At 42.6% G+C, this 15,377-nt stretch carries 16 protein-coding genes, 1 tRNA gene, 5 pseudogenes and 1 riboswitch; of the genes and pseudogenes, 13 read left to right on the forward strand and 9 right to left on the reverse strand.

What is annotated here, in order from left to right; all coding sequences use genetic code 11:
* Positions 1-292 precede the first annotated feature (292 nt).
* Both ACMX2I_RS15370 and ACMX2I_RS15375 read left to right on the forward strand, forming a co-directional pair.
* The gene (locus ACMX2I_RS15370) at positions 293-493 is read left to right on the forward strand and encodes a hypothetical protein (RefSeq protein WP_414957391.1); all 201 of its coding nucleotides are present in this window, start codon (positions 293-295) and stop codon (positions 491-493) included.
* A gap of 126 nt (positions 494-619) precedes the next feature.
* Complete coding sequence (locus tag ACMX2I_RS15375; protein WP_414957392.1) at positions 620-1,135, forward strand: hypothetical protein; 516 nt, start codon at positions 620-622, stop codon at positions 1,133-1,135.
* A 41-nt stretch (positions 1,136-1,176) separates the two neighbouring features.
* Here ACMX2I_RS15375 and ACMX2I_RS15380 read toward each other — a convergent pair.
* The 4 genes and pseudogenes from ACMX2I_RS15380 to ACMX2I_RS15395 form a co-directional block, all read right to left on the reverse strand.
* A pseudogene (locus ACMX2I_RS15380) lies at positions 1,177-1,305 on the reverse strand (peptidoglycan-binding domain-containing protein); the annotation flags it as partial.
* Between the two features lie 60 nt (positions 1,306-1,365).
* Positions 1,366-1,548 (reverse strand): hypothetical protein, encoded by a 183-nt coding sequence (locus tag ACMX2I_RS15385; RefSeq protein ID WP_414957393.1) that lies wholly within the window; start codon positions 1,546-1,548, stop codon positions 1,366-1,368.
* A 69-nt stretch (positions 1,549-1,617) separates the two neighbouring features.
* Positions 1,618-1,822, reverse strand: a pseudogene (locus tag ACMX2I_RS15390) (N-acetylmuramoyl-L-alanine amidase); the annotation flags it as partial.
* A gap of 12 nt (positions 1,823-1,834) precedes the next feature.
* A pseudogene (locus ACMX2I_RS15395) lies at positions 1,835-1,992 on the reverse strand (hypothetical protein); the annotation flags it as partial.
* Positions 1,993-2,235: 243 nt separating this feature from the next.
* On the opposite strand from ACMX2I_RS15395, the gene ACMX2I_RS15400 reads away from it, so the two are divergent.
* Together ACMX2I_RS15400 and ACMX2I_RS15405 are read left to right on the forward strand one after the other, a co-directional pair.
* Positions 2,236-4,056, forward strand: a complete 1,821-nt coding sequence (locus ACMX2I_RS15400; protein ID WP_414957394.1) for a T7SS effector LXG polymorphic toxin — start codon at positions 2,236-2,238, stop codon at positions 4,054-4,056.
* Positions 4,057-4,068: 12 nt separating this feature from the next.
* Positions 4,069-4,509 (forward strand): SMI1/KNR4 family protein, encoded by a 441-nt coding sequence (locus tag ACMX2I_RS15405; protein WP_101514189.1) that lies wholly within the window; start codon positions 4,069-4,071, stop codon positions 4,507-4,509.
* 36 nt (positions 4,510-4,545) lie between these two features.
* Here ACMX2I_RS15405 and ACMX2I_RS15410 read toward each other — a convergent pair.
* Positions 4,546-4,627 (reverse strand): annotated as a pseudogene (locus ACMX2I_RS15410) (peptidoglycan-binding domain-containing protein); the annotation flags it as partial.
* An 89-nt stretch (positions 4,628-4,716) separates the two neighbouring features.
* Here ACMX2I_RS15410 and ACMX2I_RS15415 point away from each other — a divergent pair.
* From ACMX2I_RS15415 to ACMX2I_RS15425, 3 genes and pseudogenes are all read left to right on the forward strand, one after another.
* On the forward strand, positions 4,717-5,109 hold the full coding sequence (locus ACMX2I_RS15415) for a hypothetical protein (protein WP_414957395.1): 393 nt from the start codon (positions 4,717-4,719) through the stop codon (positions 5,107-5,109).
* A 33-nt stretch (positions 5,110-5,142) separates the two neighbouring features.
* A complete protein-coding gene (locus tag ACMX2I_RS15420; protein ID WP_414957396.1) occupies positions 5,143-5,451 on the forward strand; it encodes a hypothetical protein in 309 nt (102 codons plus the stop codon).
* 53 nt (positions 5,452-5,504) lie between these two features.
* Positions 5,505-5,799: pseudogene (locus tag ACMX2I_RS15425) on the forward strand (contact-dependent growth inhibition system immunity protein).
* Between the two features lie 160 nt (positions 5,800-5,959).
* On the opposite strand, the gene ACMX2I_RS15430 reads toward ACMX2I_RS15425, so the two are convergent.
* Positions 5,960-6,032, reverse strand: a tRNA-Val gene (locus tag ACMX2I_RS15430).
* Between the two features lie 173 nt (positions 6,033-6,205).
* Between ACMX2I_RS15430 and ACMX2I_RS15435 the strand changes: the two genes are divergently transcribed.
* Together ACMX2I_RS15435 and ACMX2I_RS15440 are read left to right on the forward strand one after the other, a co-directional pair.
* Entirely contained in the window at positions 6,206-7,396 is a 1,191-nt protein-coding gene (locus ACMX2I_RS15435) for a DUF819 family protein (RefSeq protein WP_414957397.1), read from the forward strand.
* A 69-nt stretch (positions 7,397-7,465) separates the two neighbouring features.
* On the forward strand, positions 7,466-8,011 hold the full coding sequence (locus ACMX2I_RS15440) for a GNAT family N-acetyltransferase (protein WP_414957398.1): 546 nt from the start codon (positions 7,466-7,468) through the stop codon (positions 8,009-8,011).
* 261 nt (positions 8,012-8,272) lie between these two features.
* Here ACMX2I_RS15440 and metC read toward each other — a convergent pair whose 3' ends face one another.
* Together metC and metI are read right to left on the reverse strand one after the other, a co-directional pair.
* Entirely contained in the window at positions 8,273-9,445 is a 1,173-nt protein-coding gene (gene metC, locus ACMX2I_RS15445) for a cystathionine beta-lyase (protein WP_414957399.1), read from the reverse strand.
* Positions 9,438-10,559 carry a cystathionine gamma-synthase/O-acetylhomoserine thiolyase gene (metI, locus tag ACMX2I_RS15450; protein WP_414957400.1) on the reverse strand — a complete coding sequence of 374 codons (1,122 nt, stop codon included), beginning with the start codon at positions 10,557-10,559 and terminating at the stop codon, positions 9,438-9,440. The genes metC and metI overlap by 8 nt, the downstream gene beginning before the upstream one ends.
* A 67-nt stretch (positions 10,560-10,626) precedes the next feature.
* A riboswitch (SAM riboswitch) is annotated at positions 10,627-10,747 on the reverse strand.
* Positions 10,748-10,913: 166 nt separating this feature from the next.
* Between metI and ACMX2I_RS15455 the strand changes: the two genes are divergently transcribed.
* Genes ACMX2I_RS15455 through ACMX2I_RS15465 form a run of 3 tightly spaced genes read left to right on the forward strand, consistent with a single transcriptional unit; the run spans position 10,914 to position 12,614 of the window.
* On the forward strand, positions 10,914-11,636 hold the full coding sequence (locus ACMX2I_RS15455) for an esterase family protein (protein WP_148964318.1): 723 nt from the start codon (positions 10,914-10,916) through the stop codon (positions 11,634-11,636).
* A gap of 36 nt (positions 11,637-11,672) precedes the next feature.
* Positions 11,673-12,188, forward strand: coding sequence for a YjcG family protein (locus ACMX2I_RS15460; protein ID WP_087993925.1), 516 nt, complete (start codon positions 11,673-11,675; stop codon positions 12,186-12,188).
* A gap of 3 nt (positions 12,189-12,191) precedes the next feature.
* A complete protein-coding gene (locus tag ACMX2I_RS15465) occupies positions 12,192-12,614 on the forward strand; it encodes a GNAT family N-acetyltransferase (RefSeq protein WP_414957401.1) in 423 nt (140 codons plus the stop codon).
* 74 nt (positions 12,615-12,688) lie between these two features.
* On the opposite strand, the gene ACMX2I_RS15470 is transcribed toward ACMX2I_RS15465, so the two are convergent.
* A complete protein-coding gene (locus ACMX2I_RS15470; protein ID WP_414957402.1) occupies positions 12,689-12,943 on the reverse strand; it encodes a hypothetical protein in 255 nt (84 codons plus the stop codon).
* Between the two features lie 119 nt (positions 12,944-13,062).
* On the opposite strand from ACMX2I_RS15470, the gene ACMX2I_RS15475 reads away from it, so the two are divergent.
* Positions 13,063-15,342 (forward strand): ATP-dependent helicase, encoded by a 2,280-nt coding sequence (locus ACMX2I_RS15475; protein ID WP_414957403.1) that lies wholly within the window; start codon positions 13,063-13,065, stop codon positions 15,340-15,342.
* The last annotated feature ends 35 nt before the right edge of the window (positions 15,343-15,377 follow it).

The raw sequence follows: 15,377 nt of genomic DNA on the forward strand, positions 1-15,377 counted from the left end.
CAGATAGAGCAGCAACTTAATATGATATTAAGAAAAAACCCCATTTTGGACTTTGAAGTGCACCCCAAATTTTAGACACAGTCTAAAATTTGGAGGTGCTTTTTCTTTTATTAACACATCTGTTTCTTTAGTGAAGGAACATAACATATTCTGCCACTATACACTTTTGGTTCTGCTGGATAAGGAAAACATCATTGCTTATACCATTAGACATATTACAGATTGCTTAATTTTTATATAACTGTTGGAAAGGGTTTTTTCGTCTGCGATAATTAAATAAGAGGTGAAATCAATGAATGGTATAGAATTTTTAGAGTCCGTGTCGCAACTGGGACAAATAATTTTATTGTTCTCCGGCTACGCCCTTTATTGGAGATTAGGCAAAACAAAAAAAGAACAAAAACTTACAAAATATGAAACTTTTCTTAGGTTCTTTGTAATGTTCGGCATATTTGCATGGGCACTTTCGTTTCTTGCAATGCATTTGTGGTAACAATATTCTGTCGATATTTTACTAATTATGTATAATTTTTTAATTATTAATCTAACTCCCTTTTTCTTTAAATAATGTATGTTACCATTAAATTGCTTTAACATTTCAAAAAAGGGGAGTTCACACATGTTGAAAAGATTGTTTTTTCTAGCGTCGGTTTTCTCTCTTGCTATTGCCACAATAGCACCAGCAGCTTCGGCAACACAATTGAATCCCGAGGACGGTTTAGATGGCTTAACTGAAGAACAAATTGAAAAATCCGTAGCAGAAGTTGAGTACATCTTTACTAAAATTTTAGTTTTTGACAAAGAGACGGGGTATACAGTCAAAGAGGATGAGCTTGAAAAGTCTCCTTATCCTCCAGCTCAAAAAGAGGGCATGATCGCTTTCGCTAATTATATGAATAAGGAATATAATTATACGGATGCTCAAATCAGTAGTGTTCAAGGGTGTTTAGAAGATGCACTTAACTTAAGTAAAGGTGCTTTAAATCAAGTTCAAAAAGCCATTGAAAAGGGCGATTGGTTGACTGTTGTAGGATTTCTAGGAACTATAGGTTTAGCAGTTTCCCCACCAGCAGTATTTGCATTCTTCCTACTCTGTGGTGCTCCAGTAGCAAAGATTGCTCCGCAAGAAAATTGATAATGAATTTTAAACCCCTTCTAAAACAGAAGGGGTTTATATTATTTTAATTTCTCTTCAATTTTCGCTTTAGTCTTAGGTCCATAAATACCATCAGCAGTTAGACCACTTACTGACTGGAAACGTTGGATGGCATTTGCGGTTTTCGGACCATATACGCTGTCAATGTCGTTATTCTTTGCCCCTTTATCCGGGTAGAAATAAAGAGCCGCTAGAACATTTTGAACTTGTCAAACATTCGTGCCTTTAGTCATCGGACTTGTCACTTTAATAACTCCTGAAGGTAGCGAGTATGATGTTTCTTTGCTGCTTGGTTTAGTGCTGGAAGCACTTGAGCCTTCAAGCTTTAACTTTTGGCCAACTGTGATTTTATTCAAGTCTTTAATGTTATTCCAGCTCTGAAGGTTTGCCACTCACCCCATACTCTTTTGCAATTACGGAAAGAGTATCGCCTTTTTTGACTGTGTAAGTGCCCCAGAAGCTTTAGACGCAGATGATGACGGTTTAGATGTTGTCTTTCCTCCCAGCGTCTTCAATTCTGTCTTAATGGCTGAATTGGTTCCATCTGCCCTCAGCTAAAATGCGGTGCGGGCAATACTTTCTCTGATGTTTACGGACATGATCAATTCCCCAGCCGCGCTCTTTAAGCAGCTGCGCCACAAACTTGATAGCCGACTTTTCAGCAGTGTACAGTGTGCATGCATTGCGATTTAACGGCAGTCCTTTAATAACCTCTTTGTCATCAACAGCAAAGCGGAAACTGGTTGAACTGGTGTTTCCCGTCATGTGCTGACCTCGTTAGCAGTTGACGCACTGGCTCTTTTTTTAAGGACTTGTACATGTCCCAGTAAAAACAATGCAACTGTCCCAACCTTTTTAATCGGCTTGAGCTTTCCGGATGTCACAAGGGTGCTTAAACGCTGCAAAGTGATTTCAAGCAGCTACCGCCAACCTCACTTCTCAATTGCTTATCAACACAAAACAGGAACAAAGACTCAGACCGAATTAATCATTTTCCTCTTTCAAATTACTTATTTGTCTATTTCTTCTTTCTTCCATGGTAATATCTTGGTTAGGAATTCCGATGAAAGGATATGAACATGAAAGTATTTGAAGCCAAATCACTGCTTTCCGAAGCAGATAAACGCGCAAAAGAATACAAGGAATTAAGAAGTCAGATGGTCAATCTAAAAAAGGCTTTTAAGACTGTAGCTGATTTAGATGACAGTGAGTTTTCCGGTAAAGGCGCCAACAACATTAAAGCATTTTACCAAGATCACGCTGGTGTGGCTGATAATTGGATTGACTTACTTGATATGAAAATTGCTTTCTTGACAAGCATTTCAGGCACTTTAGAGGACGCCAGCTTATCTGATGCATATATAGAAGAATCCTTCTTAGAACACGAGCTGGCTAACGCCTACACAAAGTCAAAATCTATTATGTCTGAACAGAAGAAAGCGATGAAAGATATCTTACATGATATAGATGATATCCTTCCGCTTGATTTGTTTTCGACTGAAGACTTTAAAGACGAACTCGCCGATGCGGAGGACAAACGCAAAAAAACAGTCGATAAACTAGACAGCGTGGACGAAGCACTTGTTGCTGAATATGCTCAGTCAGAGCCAAACGAGCAATTCATCAAGAAGGACTTCCAAAAGCTTGAGGAATCAACAGGCAAAGGCAAGAATGCTACCCCCATCCATTACAATGCCAAGGCATACCGTGAAAGTGACATACATAAGAAAAAAGGCGATATTGAGAAACAGACTGAAGCTTATTTGAAGATCAAGAAAGATGAAGCGAAACAACGAGAAATCAAAGAGTTGAAGAAGAAGCTAGCTGACAGAGTGACGGATCCGGATGAGTACTTAGAAATTGCCAAGAAGGTCGGCTATGAGAATCTTACCCCTGAACAGCTTGAATTTGTTTCATTTCTTGAACAGCGTAAAGCCTTCATGGATAACGGAAAAGAAGTGTTGCAAATCATAGGTGATGGCGCCAAGGGTGCGATTGTTGGTATATACGATCTTGCTAAGGATACCGGTGAAGGAGCTATTCAATTCGGATGGAATATCGGTTGGACAATTGATAACTTAAACAAGGATCCTCAAAAAGTGCTGGATACCATTTTGGAATACGACTATCAAGCTGCCTTTCAAAGTATGGTTGACACATTGAAGGATGATTGGGATAAAAAAATGATTCACGGGGATGCATACACACGGCTGCACTATGTTACTTATTTGGGCGGAAGTCTTCTGTTGTTGAAAGGTGGAAAGTCCTCTGTCTCAACAGGCTCGAAAGATCTTGCTAAAGTTGGGAAAGCAGCTAGTGCAAAGATTAAGAATGGCAATCCATCTGTCAAACCATATGTTAATCGATATACTCCTGCATTAGAAGGGATTTTACAAGACGCCGGGAATACTATTAACGTTAAAAATACGCCACTTTTAAAGAGATTAGTTCAATCAAAGGATGATTTGTTTACTAAAGCCGCACCATATACTTACAGAGATGAATACGGAAACCTCAAAACAGTTAACTTGAAAATGGGTCATCTTAAAAACGAAAAACATCCTAAAACTGCAGTTCCATATGATAAAGACGGTTTCCCAATTTTCAAAGCAAAATTTGATACGAAGATTGACTCTAATCTTTATAAGGAAAGCGATTATTTACAATTTAAAGATGCAACCTTAAAATTAAAAGAAGAAATTGAAACGGATCCTTTACTTAGAAATCAATTCAATGACCTTCAAATCGAGATGATTAAAGCAGGCGAAACACCGGACGGTTATACTTGGCATCATCACCAAGATCCAGGAAGGATGCAATTAGTTGACCAAAAGGTGCATCGGAAAACAGGCCATACAGGAGGCCGACACCTTTGGGGTGGAGGAAGTAAGAACAGATAGGAGTTGGATAATATGACAGAGTGGAGATTTGCCGAAAAACCTATTGGGGAAACAACTGTTAAAAAAATCGAAAAGGCATTAGATATTAAGTTCCCTAACGACTACATTTCAACTATACTAAACAACAATGGGGCGCGCCCAAGTAAAAAGATTTTTGACTTTGAAAATACAAAAGGTGCGGTTTTTAATCGATTACATGGTTTAACTGAGGATAGTTCAAGTTTTATTTTAGAGATCTTTGAAGATTACCAGGATGGAAGAATGCTTTCAGGAATAGTTCCTTTCGCCTGTGATCCTTTCGGTAACGAAATCTGTTTCGATTATCGTCAGAATAAAGAGAATCCCTCCGTGGTATTCTGGGATCATGAAATTGCATATGAAGATCCTGATGGAGCATTGAGTCATATATGTGATTCATTTACCGAGTTGGTTAATAAACTATACGAGGAATAACGGATAACTCCCTTCTCATTACGAGAAGGGATTCTCTTATTTTAATAGAGATTCAAGCTTCGCTTTCGTTTTCGGTCCAAATGCCGTCAGGATTTAGTCCATTCATCAACTTGAACCGTCTGCTGGTGTCGGCGATGAAAAAGGAGATAAAGCAAAGAAATATTATATACCTTTTAACGGAAACGAACATAAATAGGAAGTGTTAATATGACTTTATACGAAGAATGTCTAGAAGCTCTTGGAGATAACAAAGAAGTCCTCACTATTTCTGAGACACGTAAATATCATGAACAACTTGGCGAAAGTTTCCCCTTCACATCATGGGGAAGAATTAAATGGGATGAAGTAACTTCTCACAGATCTATTGATTACGCTGAAGATATTGATGAATGGTTAATTGAGAATAAAATAGATGATAAAACTGTTATTCTCCTTTGGGCTTACGGTGATTATCCAGCTGTAAAAACCAGCTTAGACAACGCCTTAAACGTAATTGATGATGTAACTGCTGTAGGTTCAGATACTTTCATGTTCAGCGAATCTGGTTATGTGATTGAATTTTTCCATGATGGAGATGTAACAATAGGAAAGGCAATATGAAAATATTAGCCCTTCTTAGTTAAGAGGATCAATATGAATTTAGAGAAAAAAATGGAAGCTATATTAATTAAAAGAAAAGAGCTTAATCTTAATGATGACTATGGAATTCAAAAGAGTTGGGATGAAATAATTGAAATCCTCTCAGAAAATGAGGAAAATACAATTAACTATCTAGAAAATTGTAATAAAGAAGATTTATATTGGATCAGTGAAGTATTTGAAGATTTAGCTGAAAGTTTGCAAAGTAAAGAACTTATTCGTTGTTTAAGAAAATTAGATGAAAAGTACCCTGACTTAGAAATGACAAACGATATTGATATAGCAGAAAGTTATATAGAATAGGATACGTACCATTTCTCAGATTTGAAGTTAACATTTCTTGGTGGTGATAAGTAATGATTGAAATCGAAGTTTCTGATCCTGTGTTTAGATTCCTTGGTGGGTATTTCCATCAGGATATTGATTCTCCAGAATCAGCACTGGACGAATACTTAGAAGAGATTCCAAAAGAAGAGCAAGAAACTAATATAGTAGCATTAAAAGATTTTATTAACAGTGATTATACGGATGAAGAAAAGAATGATCGATGAAGCTGCTGACGGAGTAGACATTCTCAGTTACGGTGTATCTCCATTATTATGGCTCGAACAAGTTATTCAAAAAATCGAAAAGAATATTGAAACTTTTTAATCCTTTAAACCTAGACAGAAACATAGCTGATTTTGAATTCCCCTTCAAAATCAGCTCAAAAAAATAATTTCGTCCCCAATTCGTTCCCAACTCGATGAATGATGACAAAATCACTAAATAAGCAAAGTAAAAAACCCTTGCTACGCAAGGGTTTAAGCTATGATTCCGACTGGGCTCGAACCAGCGACCTCTACCCTGTCAAGGTAGCGCTCTCCCAGCTGAGCTACGGAATCATGATATGTATGTGTTACTGGGTATGTTGTTGTCTTTCTGACATGTTTTATTATATAACCTTCTCCTCTATTCGTCAACTGCTTTTTCAAAAAAACTTTTTTTCGGACTTGCTGTTCTGTTCCTCGGCTATTATAATATATTTTAATTTTCTAACAATAGAGGTGATGGGGTTTTGCATTCTTTGATTTCTTCTGATGATGTTTGGGTATTGTGGGGGTTTATTGCGGTGTGGGCGGCAGTGAGCATCGGGCTGGAGCAGCGCTTTAAGTGGGCGTTCGCTGTGTCTGGCGCTATCATTGCGCTTGTAGGTGCTATGGTGTTTACAAATATAGGAGTGCTTCCTGTTGAGTCGCCTGTATATGATACTGTGTGGTCTTATGTGGTGCCGCTGGCGATTCCCCTTTTGCTGTTTCAGATCAATGTGCGGCAGATTTTTAAGGAAAGCAGGCGTTTGCTCTTTATTTTTCTGATTAGCTCTGCTGGCACTGTGCTTGGGAGCGTCTTCGCTTTTTTTCTTTTCAAACAGCATATTCCTTATCTCGATAAAATCGGCGGGATGATCAGCGCCTCTTATATCGGCGGCGGGGTCAACTTCGCGGCGATGGCGGCGAAATTTGAGACGCCTGGGGAATATGTGTCGGCTGCCGTTGTGGCTGATAATATTATGATGGCGCTTTTGTTTTTTATCTTAATCAGCATTCCTGCGGTTAAATGGTTTCAGCGGCATTATGCTATGCCGTTTGAAGAAAAAGTAAAAGCCAATGGAAACAGCGGAAACAGTGCAGAAAGCTATTGGAAACGGAAGGACATTTCCTTAAAGGATATCGCTTTTAATGCCGGTGCTGCTTTTGCGCTTGTTGCGGTTAGTGTGAAGGTTTCCGGCTTTTTTAAAAGCCTTTTTTCTCATCCCCTTTTGACCGGAACGCTTGGCGATCAGTATCTGATGCTCACGTCTTTAACTGTTCTTATCATTTTTCTATTCCCGCGTTTTTTTGAAAGGCTGAATGGCTCTCAAGAGCTTGGAACCTTTTTGATATATTTGTTTTTTGTGGTGATCGGCATTCCTGCAGATCTGCGCTTAATCGTTACCAATGCGCCTCTTATTCTCTTATTTGTCTTAGTTATTGCGATCAGCAATGTAGCTGTTTCCTTAGCCGTCGGAAAATTGTTCCGCGTGCGGCTTGAAGAAATTTTGCTGGCTGTCAACGCTGCTGTCGGAGGGCCGACGACAGCGGCTGCGATGGCAATTGCCAAGGGGTGGCGGGAGCTTGTCGCCCCGATTATGCTTGTCGGTACACTTGGCTACTTAATTGGGAACTATGTAGGCACCTTTATGGGAAATTGGTTTTCTTCCTTTTTATAAAAAGGATATTTGCAGTTTCTTCAGAATAATGTAAGAGGACTGCTGACATGAGAACGGAGAGATCACTGTATGTTAAAAGGAAAAAACATCTATGTAAGACCTTTAGAAGTAAAGGATGCGGAAGAAAATCTGCGGCTGCAAAGCGAAAATCGGGACTTTTTTGAACAGTTCTCCATGATTCGCGCGGACGATTACTATACGGTTGAGGGGCAAAGACAACGAATAAGCGAGTATCAGCAAAGACTAGAGAAAGATGAAGAGTATCATTTTGGTATTTTTACTGCGTCAGACGATACATTAATCGGGACGGTTTCTCTCTTTCAAATCATTCGCGGAGCGCTGCAAACGGCGTTCATCGGGTATTTTTTAGACAAAGCCCATAATGGAAAAGGCCTGATGACAGAGGCGGTCAGATTGATTGTTGATTTTGCGTTTCACCAATTGAAACTGCACCGTATTGAAGCCGGTGTGATGCCCCGTAATCTCGGATCGATGCGTGTATTGGAAAAAGCGGGGTTTCATAAAGAGGGCATCGCCCAAAAAAATGTGAAAATCAACGGTGTTTGGGAGGATCATCAAGTCCTCGCGATTCTGAATCCTGATGATGAACAATAAAAGAAGCCGGGCCATCCCCGGCTTCTCAGCGTGTCGACAACCCCTCACATTCGTGCTCAATAAAGAGTGGAGCGGCGGCTATATTCCAGACGTCCTGTCTAAACACCGCCGTCATCACATCCTGTGAAAGTCCGCTCCAATGCTCGTCCTTCCTAGACTTCAAGGGTTTTCAATCACGCTGAAAAGATGACAAAATCCTAAAACAGAAACCGTTTTAGGACTTTGTCTACAATCTGAGAAGCCGGCCCATCGGCTTCTTTTTTAACGAACTGCCACTGCCGTGATTTCTTTCAGCGCTTGTTCGAAATCACGTTCTAAATCGTCTGCGTTTTCGACACCGACACTAAGACGGAGCAGGCCGTCTGTGATGCCGCGTTTTTCCCGCTCTTCCTTAGGCATTGCCGCGTGAGACATCGTTGCCGGATAGGACAAAATCGATTCCACGGCGCCAAGGCTCACAGCAAAGACCGGAAGTGATACATTCTCTACTAATTTCTTAACGGCCTCTTTGCTTTCAAGCTCAAAAGATAGCACGGCCCCCGCTCCCGTTGACTGGCTTTTATGGGTTCCAGCGCCCGGGTGATCAGCCAGCCCCGGATAATAGACGCGTTTCACAGATGGATGTTTCTGAAAAAACTCCGCAAGCCGCTGCGCTGTTTGGCTTGCTTTCTCCAAACGGACCTGCAATGTTTTTAAACCGCGCAGCACGAGCCAGCAATCTTGCACGCCAAGGACGGCGCCGAACGCGTTTTGCAGCTTATACAGCTGTTTCCCAAGCTCTTCATCCTTGACAGCAGCCAGACCTGAGAGCACATCGCTGTGCCCACTCAAGAACTTTGTGGCGCTGTGAAGCACAATATCCACGCCGAGATCAAGCGGACGCTGCAGTGCCGGTGTCATAAATGTATTGTCCAGAAAGGTCAGACAGCCGTTTTCTTTTGCCAGCTGAACAACCGCTTTAATATCAGTAATGCCAAGTGTCGGATTTGACGGCGTCTCCATATAAATGACCTTTGTATTCGGCTTAATATTCCGCGCCACTTCGTTAATATCAGTCATGTCGACAAACGTATGCTCAATGCCAAACCGGGTCAGCACCTCTGTTACCATGCGGAAGGTTCCGCCGTATACATCTTCTGTCACAAGAACGTGGTCGCCCTGTGAGAGAAGTAAAAATGCTGTAGAGATCGCAGCCATGCCTGAACTGAAAGCAAATCCTCTCGTTCCGCCTTCAAGTGCGGCAATGGTTTCTTCGAGAGCTGTTCTTGTCGGCGTGCCTGAGCGGCTGTAGTCATATGCGCCGAACTCTTCAAATGAAGATTGATGAAATGTCGATGCGTGCTGAATCGGCACACTGACCGCCCCGGTTGCGCCGTCTGTTTTAAATGGATTGTGCACGAGCTGGGTTTCTAGCGTCCAATTGTGATTACTCAAATGAAACAGCTCCCTCTTTAACGTGACATAACGCTTGTTTTACGTCTTCTTTTAAATCTTCCACATGTTCAATTCCGACCGAAAAGCGCAGCAGACGATTGCAGACCCCGTTTGCGATGCGGATCTCTTCAGGAATATCCATGTGCGTCTGTGTGGCAGGGTATGTAATAAAACTCTCCACCCCGCCGAGGCTTTCCGCAAAACAAATGGTCTTCAGCGCTTTTAAAAACGGGTTCACCCACTCTTCTTTTTGAAGACGGAAGGACAGCATGCCGCCTTTTCCCGGATACAACACATCCGCAATTTTTTCCTGCTTTTCTAAAAACGCCGCTAACTCCTGCGCGTTTGTCTGGTGCTGGCGCATTCTGAGGCTGAGCGTCTTCATTCCTCTCATCAGAAGCCATGAATCAAACGGAGGCAGGACCGCGCCAATGGCATTTTGGTGTTGAAACATTTCCTCACCAAGCTTTTCATCTTTCACAACGACAAGCCCCGCAAGCAGGTCGTTATGCCCGCCTAAATACTTGGTTGCGCTGTGAATCACAATGTCAGCCCCCAGCTCAAGCGGTCGCTGCAAGACTGGTGTATAAAATGTATTATCTACGATCAGCAGAAGACCGTGCTCTTTTGTCATCCGGGCGATTTTTTCAATGTCCGCCTCCTGCATGAGCGGATTTGTCGGTGTTTCCACAAACACCGCTTTTGTATTCGGCGTAATCTTAGAGCGTAAACAGTCTTCGTCGCTGAAATCATCATAATGAAAGGTCAAGCCGTATTTTTTCCATTCATTTTCAAACAATCGGTACGTGCCGCCATATAGGTCCGATGAAACGATCAGTTCATCTCCGCTTTTAAACAGCGCCATAATCGTTTGGATGGCTGCCATTCCCGAACTGAAGGCAAGCCCTCTCGCTCCGTTTTCTAAGCTGGCGATCGCGTCCTCCACAAGCTGGCGTGTCGGGTTTTTTGTGCGGACATAATCAAATCCGGTTGATTCTCCAATTCCTCTGTGGCGGTATGCTGTTGATAAATAAATAGGAGGACTCACCGTTCCCGTTGCTTCGTCGCTTCGGTTCCCGATCTGGGCTAATTTCGTTTCAACATGCTGTGACATATAGCAGACACCTTCCCTTTTCAAAATAAAAAACCCCTTCTTCATAAGAAGAAGGGGTTTAAACTTCTTCTTATCTTCCAAGCATAAAACGCTTGCTGGATTTAGCACCTTGGCGCTTTGCACATACGCAAAACAAGCCGGTTGCTGAGGTTTCTAAGGGCCAGTCCCTCCACCTCTCACGATAAGAAATATCGATTTCAATTTTCTGATTGTTTTATATTAACGCAATTCGCAGTTAATTTCAACACTTTTTTCTTCGGGTTCCGAACAGTTTAAAGAGAGAAATTTCTAATAATTCATGGTACAATAATGGAAAACGCAAGAAAGTCTAGTGATGTCCTGGAGGAATGCATTATGGCACCGAAAAACGGCACAGTGCAAGAAAAGAAATTCTTTTCGAAAGAGCTTAACGAGGAAATGACCTTGCTCGTTTATCTGCCGTCCAACTACTCCCCTCTTTATAAATACCATGTCATTATCGCGCAGGACGGCCACGATTATTTCAGGCTGGGGAGAATTGGCAGACAGGTCGAGGAATTGCTGTCCAAACGGGAAATTGACCGGAGCATTATTATCGGTGTTCCTTATAAGGATGTTCATGAGCGCAGAAAAACCTACCATCCGGAAGGCTCTAAATTTTCGGCGTATAAACGGTTCATCGCCCATGAGCTCGTACCATTTGCGGATGACGAGTATCCTACCTATCAGGTCGGCTACGGACGAACGCTGATCGGGGACTCGCTGGGAGCGACCATATCTCTTATGACAGCGCTTGATTATCCGAATATGTTCGGAAACATCATCATGCAGTCTCCCTATGTTGACAAACATGTATTGGAAGCCGTGAAGCAATCGGACAATATCGAACACCTCTCTATTTATCACCAAATCGGCACAAAAGAAACTGACGTCCACACGACAGACGGGAACATTCTGGACTTTACAGAACCGAACCGGGCGCTGAAACAGCTGCTGGAGAAGAAGCTTTCCGATTATGATTATGAGCCATTTGACGGAGACCACAAATGGACATACTGGCAGCCGCTTATCACGCCGGCGCTGAAAAAAATGCTTTAATACTTTATCATACTTTATTTCCAGGAGGGACATAATATGAAATACGGAATCGTTTTATTTCCATCAAAAAAACTTCAAGACCTTGCGAACTCTTACAGAAAGCGCTATGATCCAAGCTATTCCCTGATCCCGCCCCATTTGACGCTGAGATCATCGCTTGAATTGACGGAGGAGAAAGCGGATCAGCTTGTATCACATCTGAGAAACATCGCAAAGGAGTCCCATCCGGTCGTTCTCAAATTGACAAAATACAGTTCATTTGCGCCTGTCAATAATGTCATTTACATCAAAGCAGAGCCGACGGAAGAATTAAAAACACTCAATGAAAAGCTATACACCGGTGTGCTGGCCGGTGAACAGGAATACGCTTTTGTCCCGCATGTGACGGTCGGCCAAAATCTTTCCGACGATGAGCATTCGGATGTGCTGGGACAATTAAAAATGCAGGAAGTGTCGCATGAAGAAATCATTGATCGTTTCCATTTGCTTTATCAGCTTGAAAACGGATCATGGACAGTATATGAAACCTTTTTGCTAGGCAAAGGAGAATAGTGTTTGGAAGCAGTTATCGCAAAAAATGAAGAACAAATGAAAGACGCATTTTATGTAAGAGAAGAAGTTTTTATCAAAGAACAAAACGTACCTGCTGAAGAAGAAATTGACGAACTTGAAAATGAATCGGAGCATATCATTGTGTATGACGGCGAAAAGCCTGTCGGCGCCGGAAGATGGCGTATGAAGGACGGCTACGGCAAATTAGAGCGAATTTGCGTATTGAAAAGCCACCGTTCCTTCGGTGTCGGCGGCATCATTATGAAAGCGCTCGAAAAAGCGGCGGCAAACGGCGGCGCTTCGGGCTTCATTTTAAACGCGCAAACGCAGGCTGTACCGTTTTACAAGAAACACGGGTATCGCGTGCTTTCTGAAAAAGAATTTCTCGATGCAGGCATTCCGCACTTACAAATGATTAAAGACTAAACAGCATCCGGGTCTATTTAGATCCGGATCTTTTTTTGCACAAAAAAAACCGTTCTCTGGATGTGAACGGTTTTTTATACATATCGATTAATATATGTGCCCATCCCTTTTTCTCGCAACCTCTTATAAAGAAAGCGCTTACGTTTCACCTCGTTTACTTTTCTTTCAGCGGCCGTTTGATTCTCCTGCTGCTTTTCCAGTTCCTTGTATACCCGCTGAAACGGGACATAGCTGATTTTTTCGGTTCCGGCGTAATCCTGCTTATATCCAATCGTTCTATTTGCATATTGAGCGTATTGCTGGTTTTGAATTTGACCTGCATATATCATACGATACCCACCCTTCTGCTATCTCTTTTCCCTTAAACTTACTTTTTGAAACACGTTTCTTTTGATATGATAGTCTTTGTCTGTAATGAACACCTTTTTTTGATTGGGAGGACCCCTTTTTGAAATGCGCCCGACTGAATGATCGAACGATACATTTACATACATATTCGAGAGAACATTATCAATTCCTCTTTGAAGAAGGAATAAAAGGACATTTATTTTGTTCTCATTGCGGAAAACCCGTTTTGTTAAGGCTCAACATCGCTGATCCGCCGGAGTTTATCCACCGCCAGCCAGGCCACTTTCCAGCATGTGAGGAGGCCTGCGAAACGAAGCCCGCTAAAGAGGAGAAAAAAGAAGAGTATCAGGAATCCGGTGTCTTTCGTTTGCCCAAAGGAAAAGCAATTGCCGCTGACTCGTCTCCAGCTGTCACGGAATGGCAGCGGCCGAGAAGCATTAAACCCAAAACACCATTTGTGCAAAAAACAATAGAACCTGATACGAGCCTTTTCCCTTCTGTCGGCTTGAACACGGATCAGCTGAAAGCTGTCACGGAAACGGAGGGCCCGCTGCTTGTGCTTGCAGGTGCGGGAAGCGGAAAAACACGCGTGCTGACGGCTCGTGCCGCCCACATGATCGAACACTTAGGCATACCGCCGGAAAACATGCTGCTTGTCACCTTTACGACAAAAGCTGTCGCCGAAATGAAAGAGCGCATGGCAAAGCAGTACGGATTACAGCCGGCAAAAGTCAGAAGACTTGTCACCGGAACATTCCACAGCTTATTTTATAAAATCTTGTATCACGATGCTCCTGCTAAATGGAACGGCGAGCATTTGCTCAAAATGGAGTGGCAGCGGGAACAATATATCAAAAAAGCACTCTATGAAGAAGGGATAGATGAAAAAGAGTTCCCCGTTGATCAGGCCTTGCAGCAGATCGGTTTTTGGAAAAACACATATGTGCCGAACGAACGCATCCCTTTGCAAGATGAGTGGGAAAAACAAGTCTATCGATTATATGAACATTATGAACGCCAGAAAAAAGAACACAACCAATTTGATTTTGATGACATGGCTTCTGCCTGCTACGAATTGTTTATCGATCGGCCGGACATTCTGGAACAGTATCAATCTCGGTTTACTTATATATTGATTGATGAGTTTCAGGACATTAACCCCGTTCAATATAAAATCATGCAAATGCTGGCAAGCCCGGAACAAAACCTGTGCTGTGTCGGGGACGACGATCAGTCCATCTACGCGTTTCGCGGAAGCAATCCATCTTTTATTCTTGATTTTCAGAAGGATTATCCCGGAGCGAAGACGATTTATTTAACCGCAAACTACAGGTCCACGCACCCGATCGTCTCCAGCGCTGATATCGTGGTGAAAAAGAACAAAAACAGGTATGCCAAAATGCTTGAAGCGGCGCGTGATGACGTCCAGGTCCCTATGCTGTTTTATCCTTATGACGAAGAGGAAGAGGCCACAATGGTCGTTTCCGATATCAAAGAAAAAATTCAAAACGGGGCAAATCTTGAAGACTTTGCGGTTCTCTACCGCACAAACAGCGGAGGCCGCGCCATATACGAAAGGCTTCATCATTCGTCAATTCCGTATACAGCTGACCGCGGTGTCCAATCGTTTTACAGCAGACGGATTGTCCGCCAGATTCTCGCATACTTGTACGCCAGCCAAAATGAGGATGATACTGAGGCGATTAAGCACTTGCTGCCCGCCTTGTTCTTAAAGCAGTCTGCTTTGAACACGCTGAAGGCGCTCTCGATTACCGAGGACTGTTCCATGATTAAAGCGCTGGCCAAACTGCCTGATCTGAAGCCGTTCCAGCTCAATAAAATCAAGAAGATCGTGCCATTTTTTGCAAGCCTCCGCACGATGAAGCCGGTGGAAGCGATCACCTTCGCCGAAGGAAAAATGGGCTTCTCCGAGTATTTAAAAAAACGGGGGAATGAAGGCAACAAGCTGGAAAAAGGCTCCGATGACCTGCGTGACATCAAGGTCGTCGCCAAAAAATTCAAAACAATTCCTGACTTTCTCGCCCACGTAGACCATATGAGGGCCGCTGAAAAAAACAAAACGGATGAAAACGGCGTTCAGCTGATGACTATTCACCGGTCAAAAGGCCTTGAATTCAAAACCGTTTACGTGTTAGGCACGGTAGACGGTTCGATTCCGCACGATTTCTCATTAGAAACAGCGAAAAAAGGCGATGAAGCTCCCCTCGAGGAAGAAAGACGCCTTTTGTATGTAGCCATGACCCGGGCCAAACAGCACTTATATTTGTCTTGTCCTGCCAACAGGCGCGGCAAAACGGCCCACTGTTCAAGATTTTTGTATCCCTTATTACAGCAAGCAAGACAGCCCTTGCATAGCTAACAGCCCGGCAGATCACTGCCGGGTCTTTTCTGTAA

It is taken from the genome of Bacillus sp. SW14, from assembly GCF_047608225.1.
Classification (GTDB): domain Bacteria; phylum Bacillota; class Bacilli; order Bacillales; family Bacillaceae; genus Bacillus; species Bacillus subtilis_G.

Excerpts from the sequence above, each read along its gene's own strand:
- ACMX2I_RS15440 (WP_414957398.1), top strand. The coding sequence starts at position 7,466 with ATGTTAAAAGGAAAAAACATCTATGTAAGACCTTTAGAAGTAAAGGAT.
- metI (WP_414957400.1), bottom strand. The coding sequence starts at position 10,559 with ATGTCACAGCATGTTGAAACGAAATTAGCCCAGATCGGGAACCGAAGC.
- ACMX2I_RS15415 (WP_414957395.1), top strand. The coding sequence starts at position 4,717 with ATGACTTTATACGAAGAATGTCTAGAAGCTCTTGGAGATAACAAAGAA.
- ACMX2I_RS15375 (WP_414957392.1), top strand. The coding sequence starts at position 620 with ATGTTGAAAAGATTGTTTTTTCTAGCGTCGGTTTTCTCTCTTGCTATT.
- ACMX2I_RS15420 (WP_414957396.1), top strand. The coding sequence starts at position 5,143 with ATGAATTTAGAGAAAAAAATGGAAGCTATATTAATTAAAAGAAAAGAG.
- ACMX2I_RS15405 (WP_101514189.1), top strand. The coding sequence starts at position 4,069 with ATGACAGAGTGGAGATTTGCCGAAAAACCTATTGGGGAAACAACTGTT.
- ACMX2I_RS15400 (WP_414957394.1), top strand. The coding sequence starts at position 2,236 with ATGAAAGTATTTGAAGCCAAATCACTGCTTTCCGAAGCAGATAAACGC.
- ACMX2I_RS15460 (WP_087993925.1), top strand. The coding sequence starts at position 11,673 with ATGAAATACGGAATCGTTTTATTTCCATCAAAAAAACTTCAAGACCTT.
- ACMX2I_RS15470 (WP_414957402.1), bottom strand. The coding sequence starts at position 12,943 with ATGATATATGCAGGTCAAATTCAAAACCAGCAATACGCTCAATATGCA.
- ACMX2I_RS15370 (WP_414957391.1), top strand. The coding sequence starts at position 293 with ATGAATGGTATAGAATTTTTAGAGTCCGTGTCGCAACTGGGACAAATA.
- ACMX2I_RS15455 (WP_148964318.1), top strand. The coding sequence starts at position 10,914 with ATGGCACCGAAAAACGGCACAGTGCAAGAAAAGAAATTCTTTTCGAAA.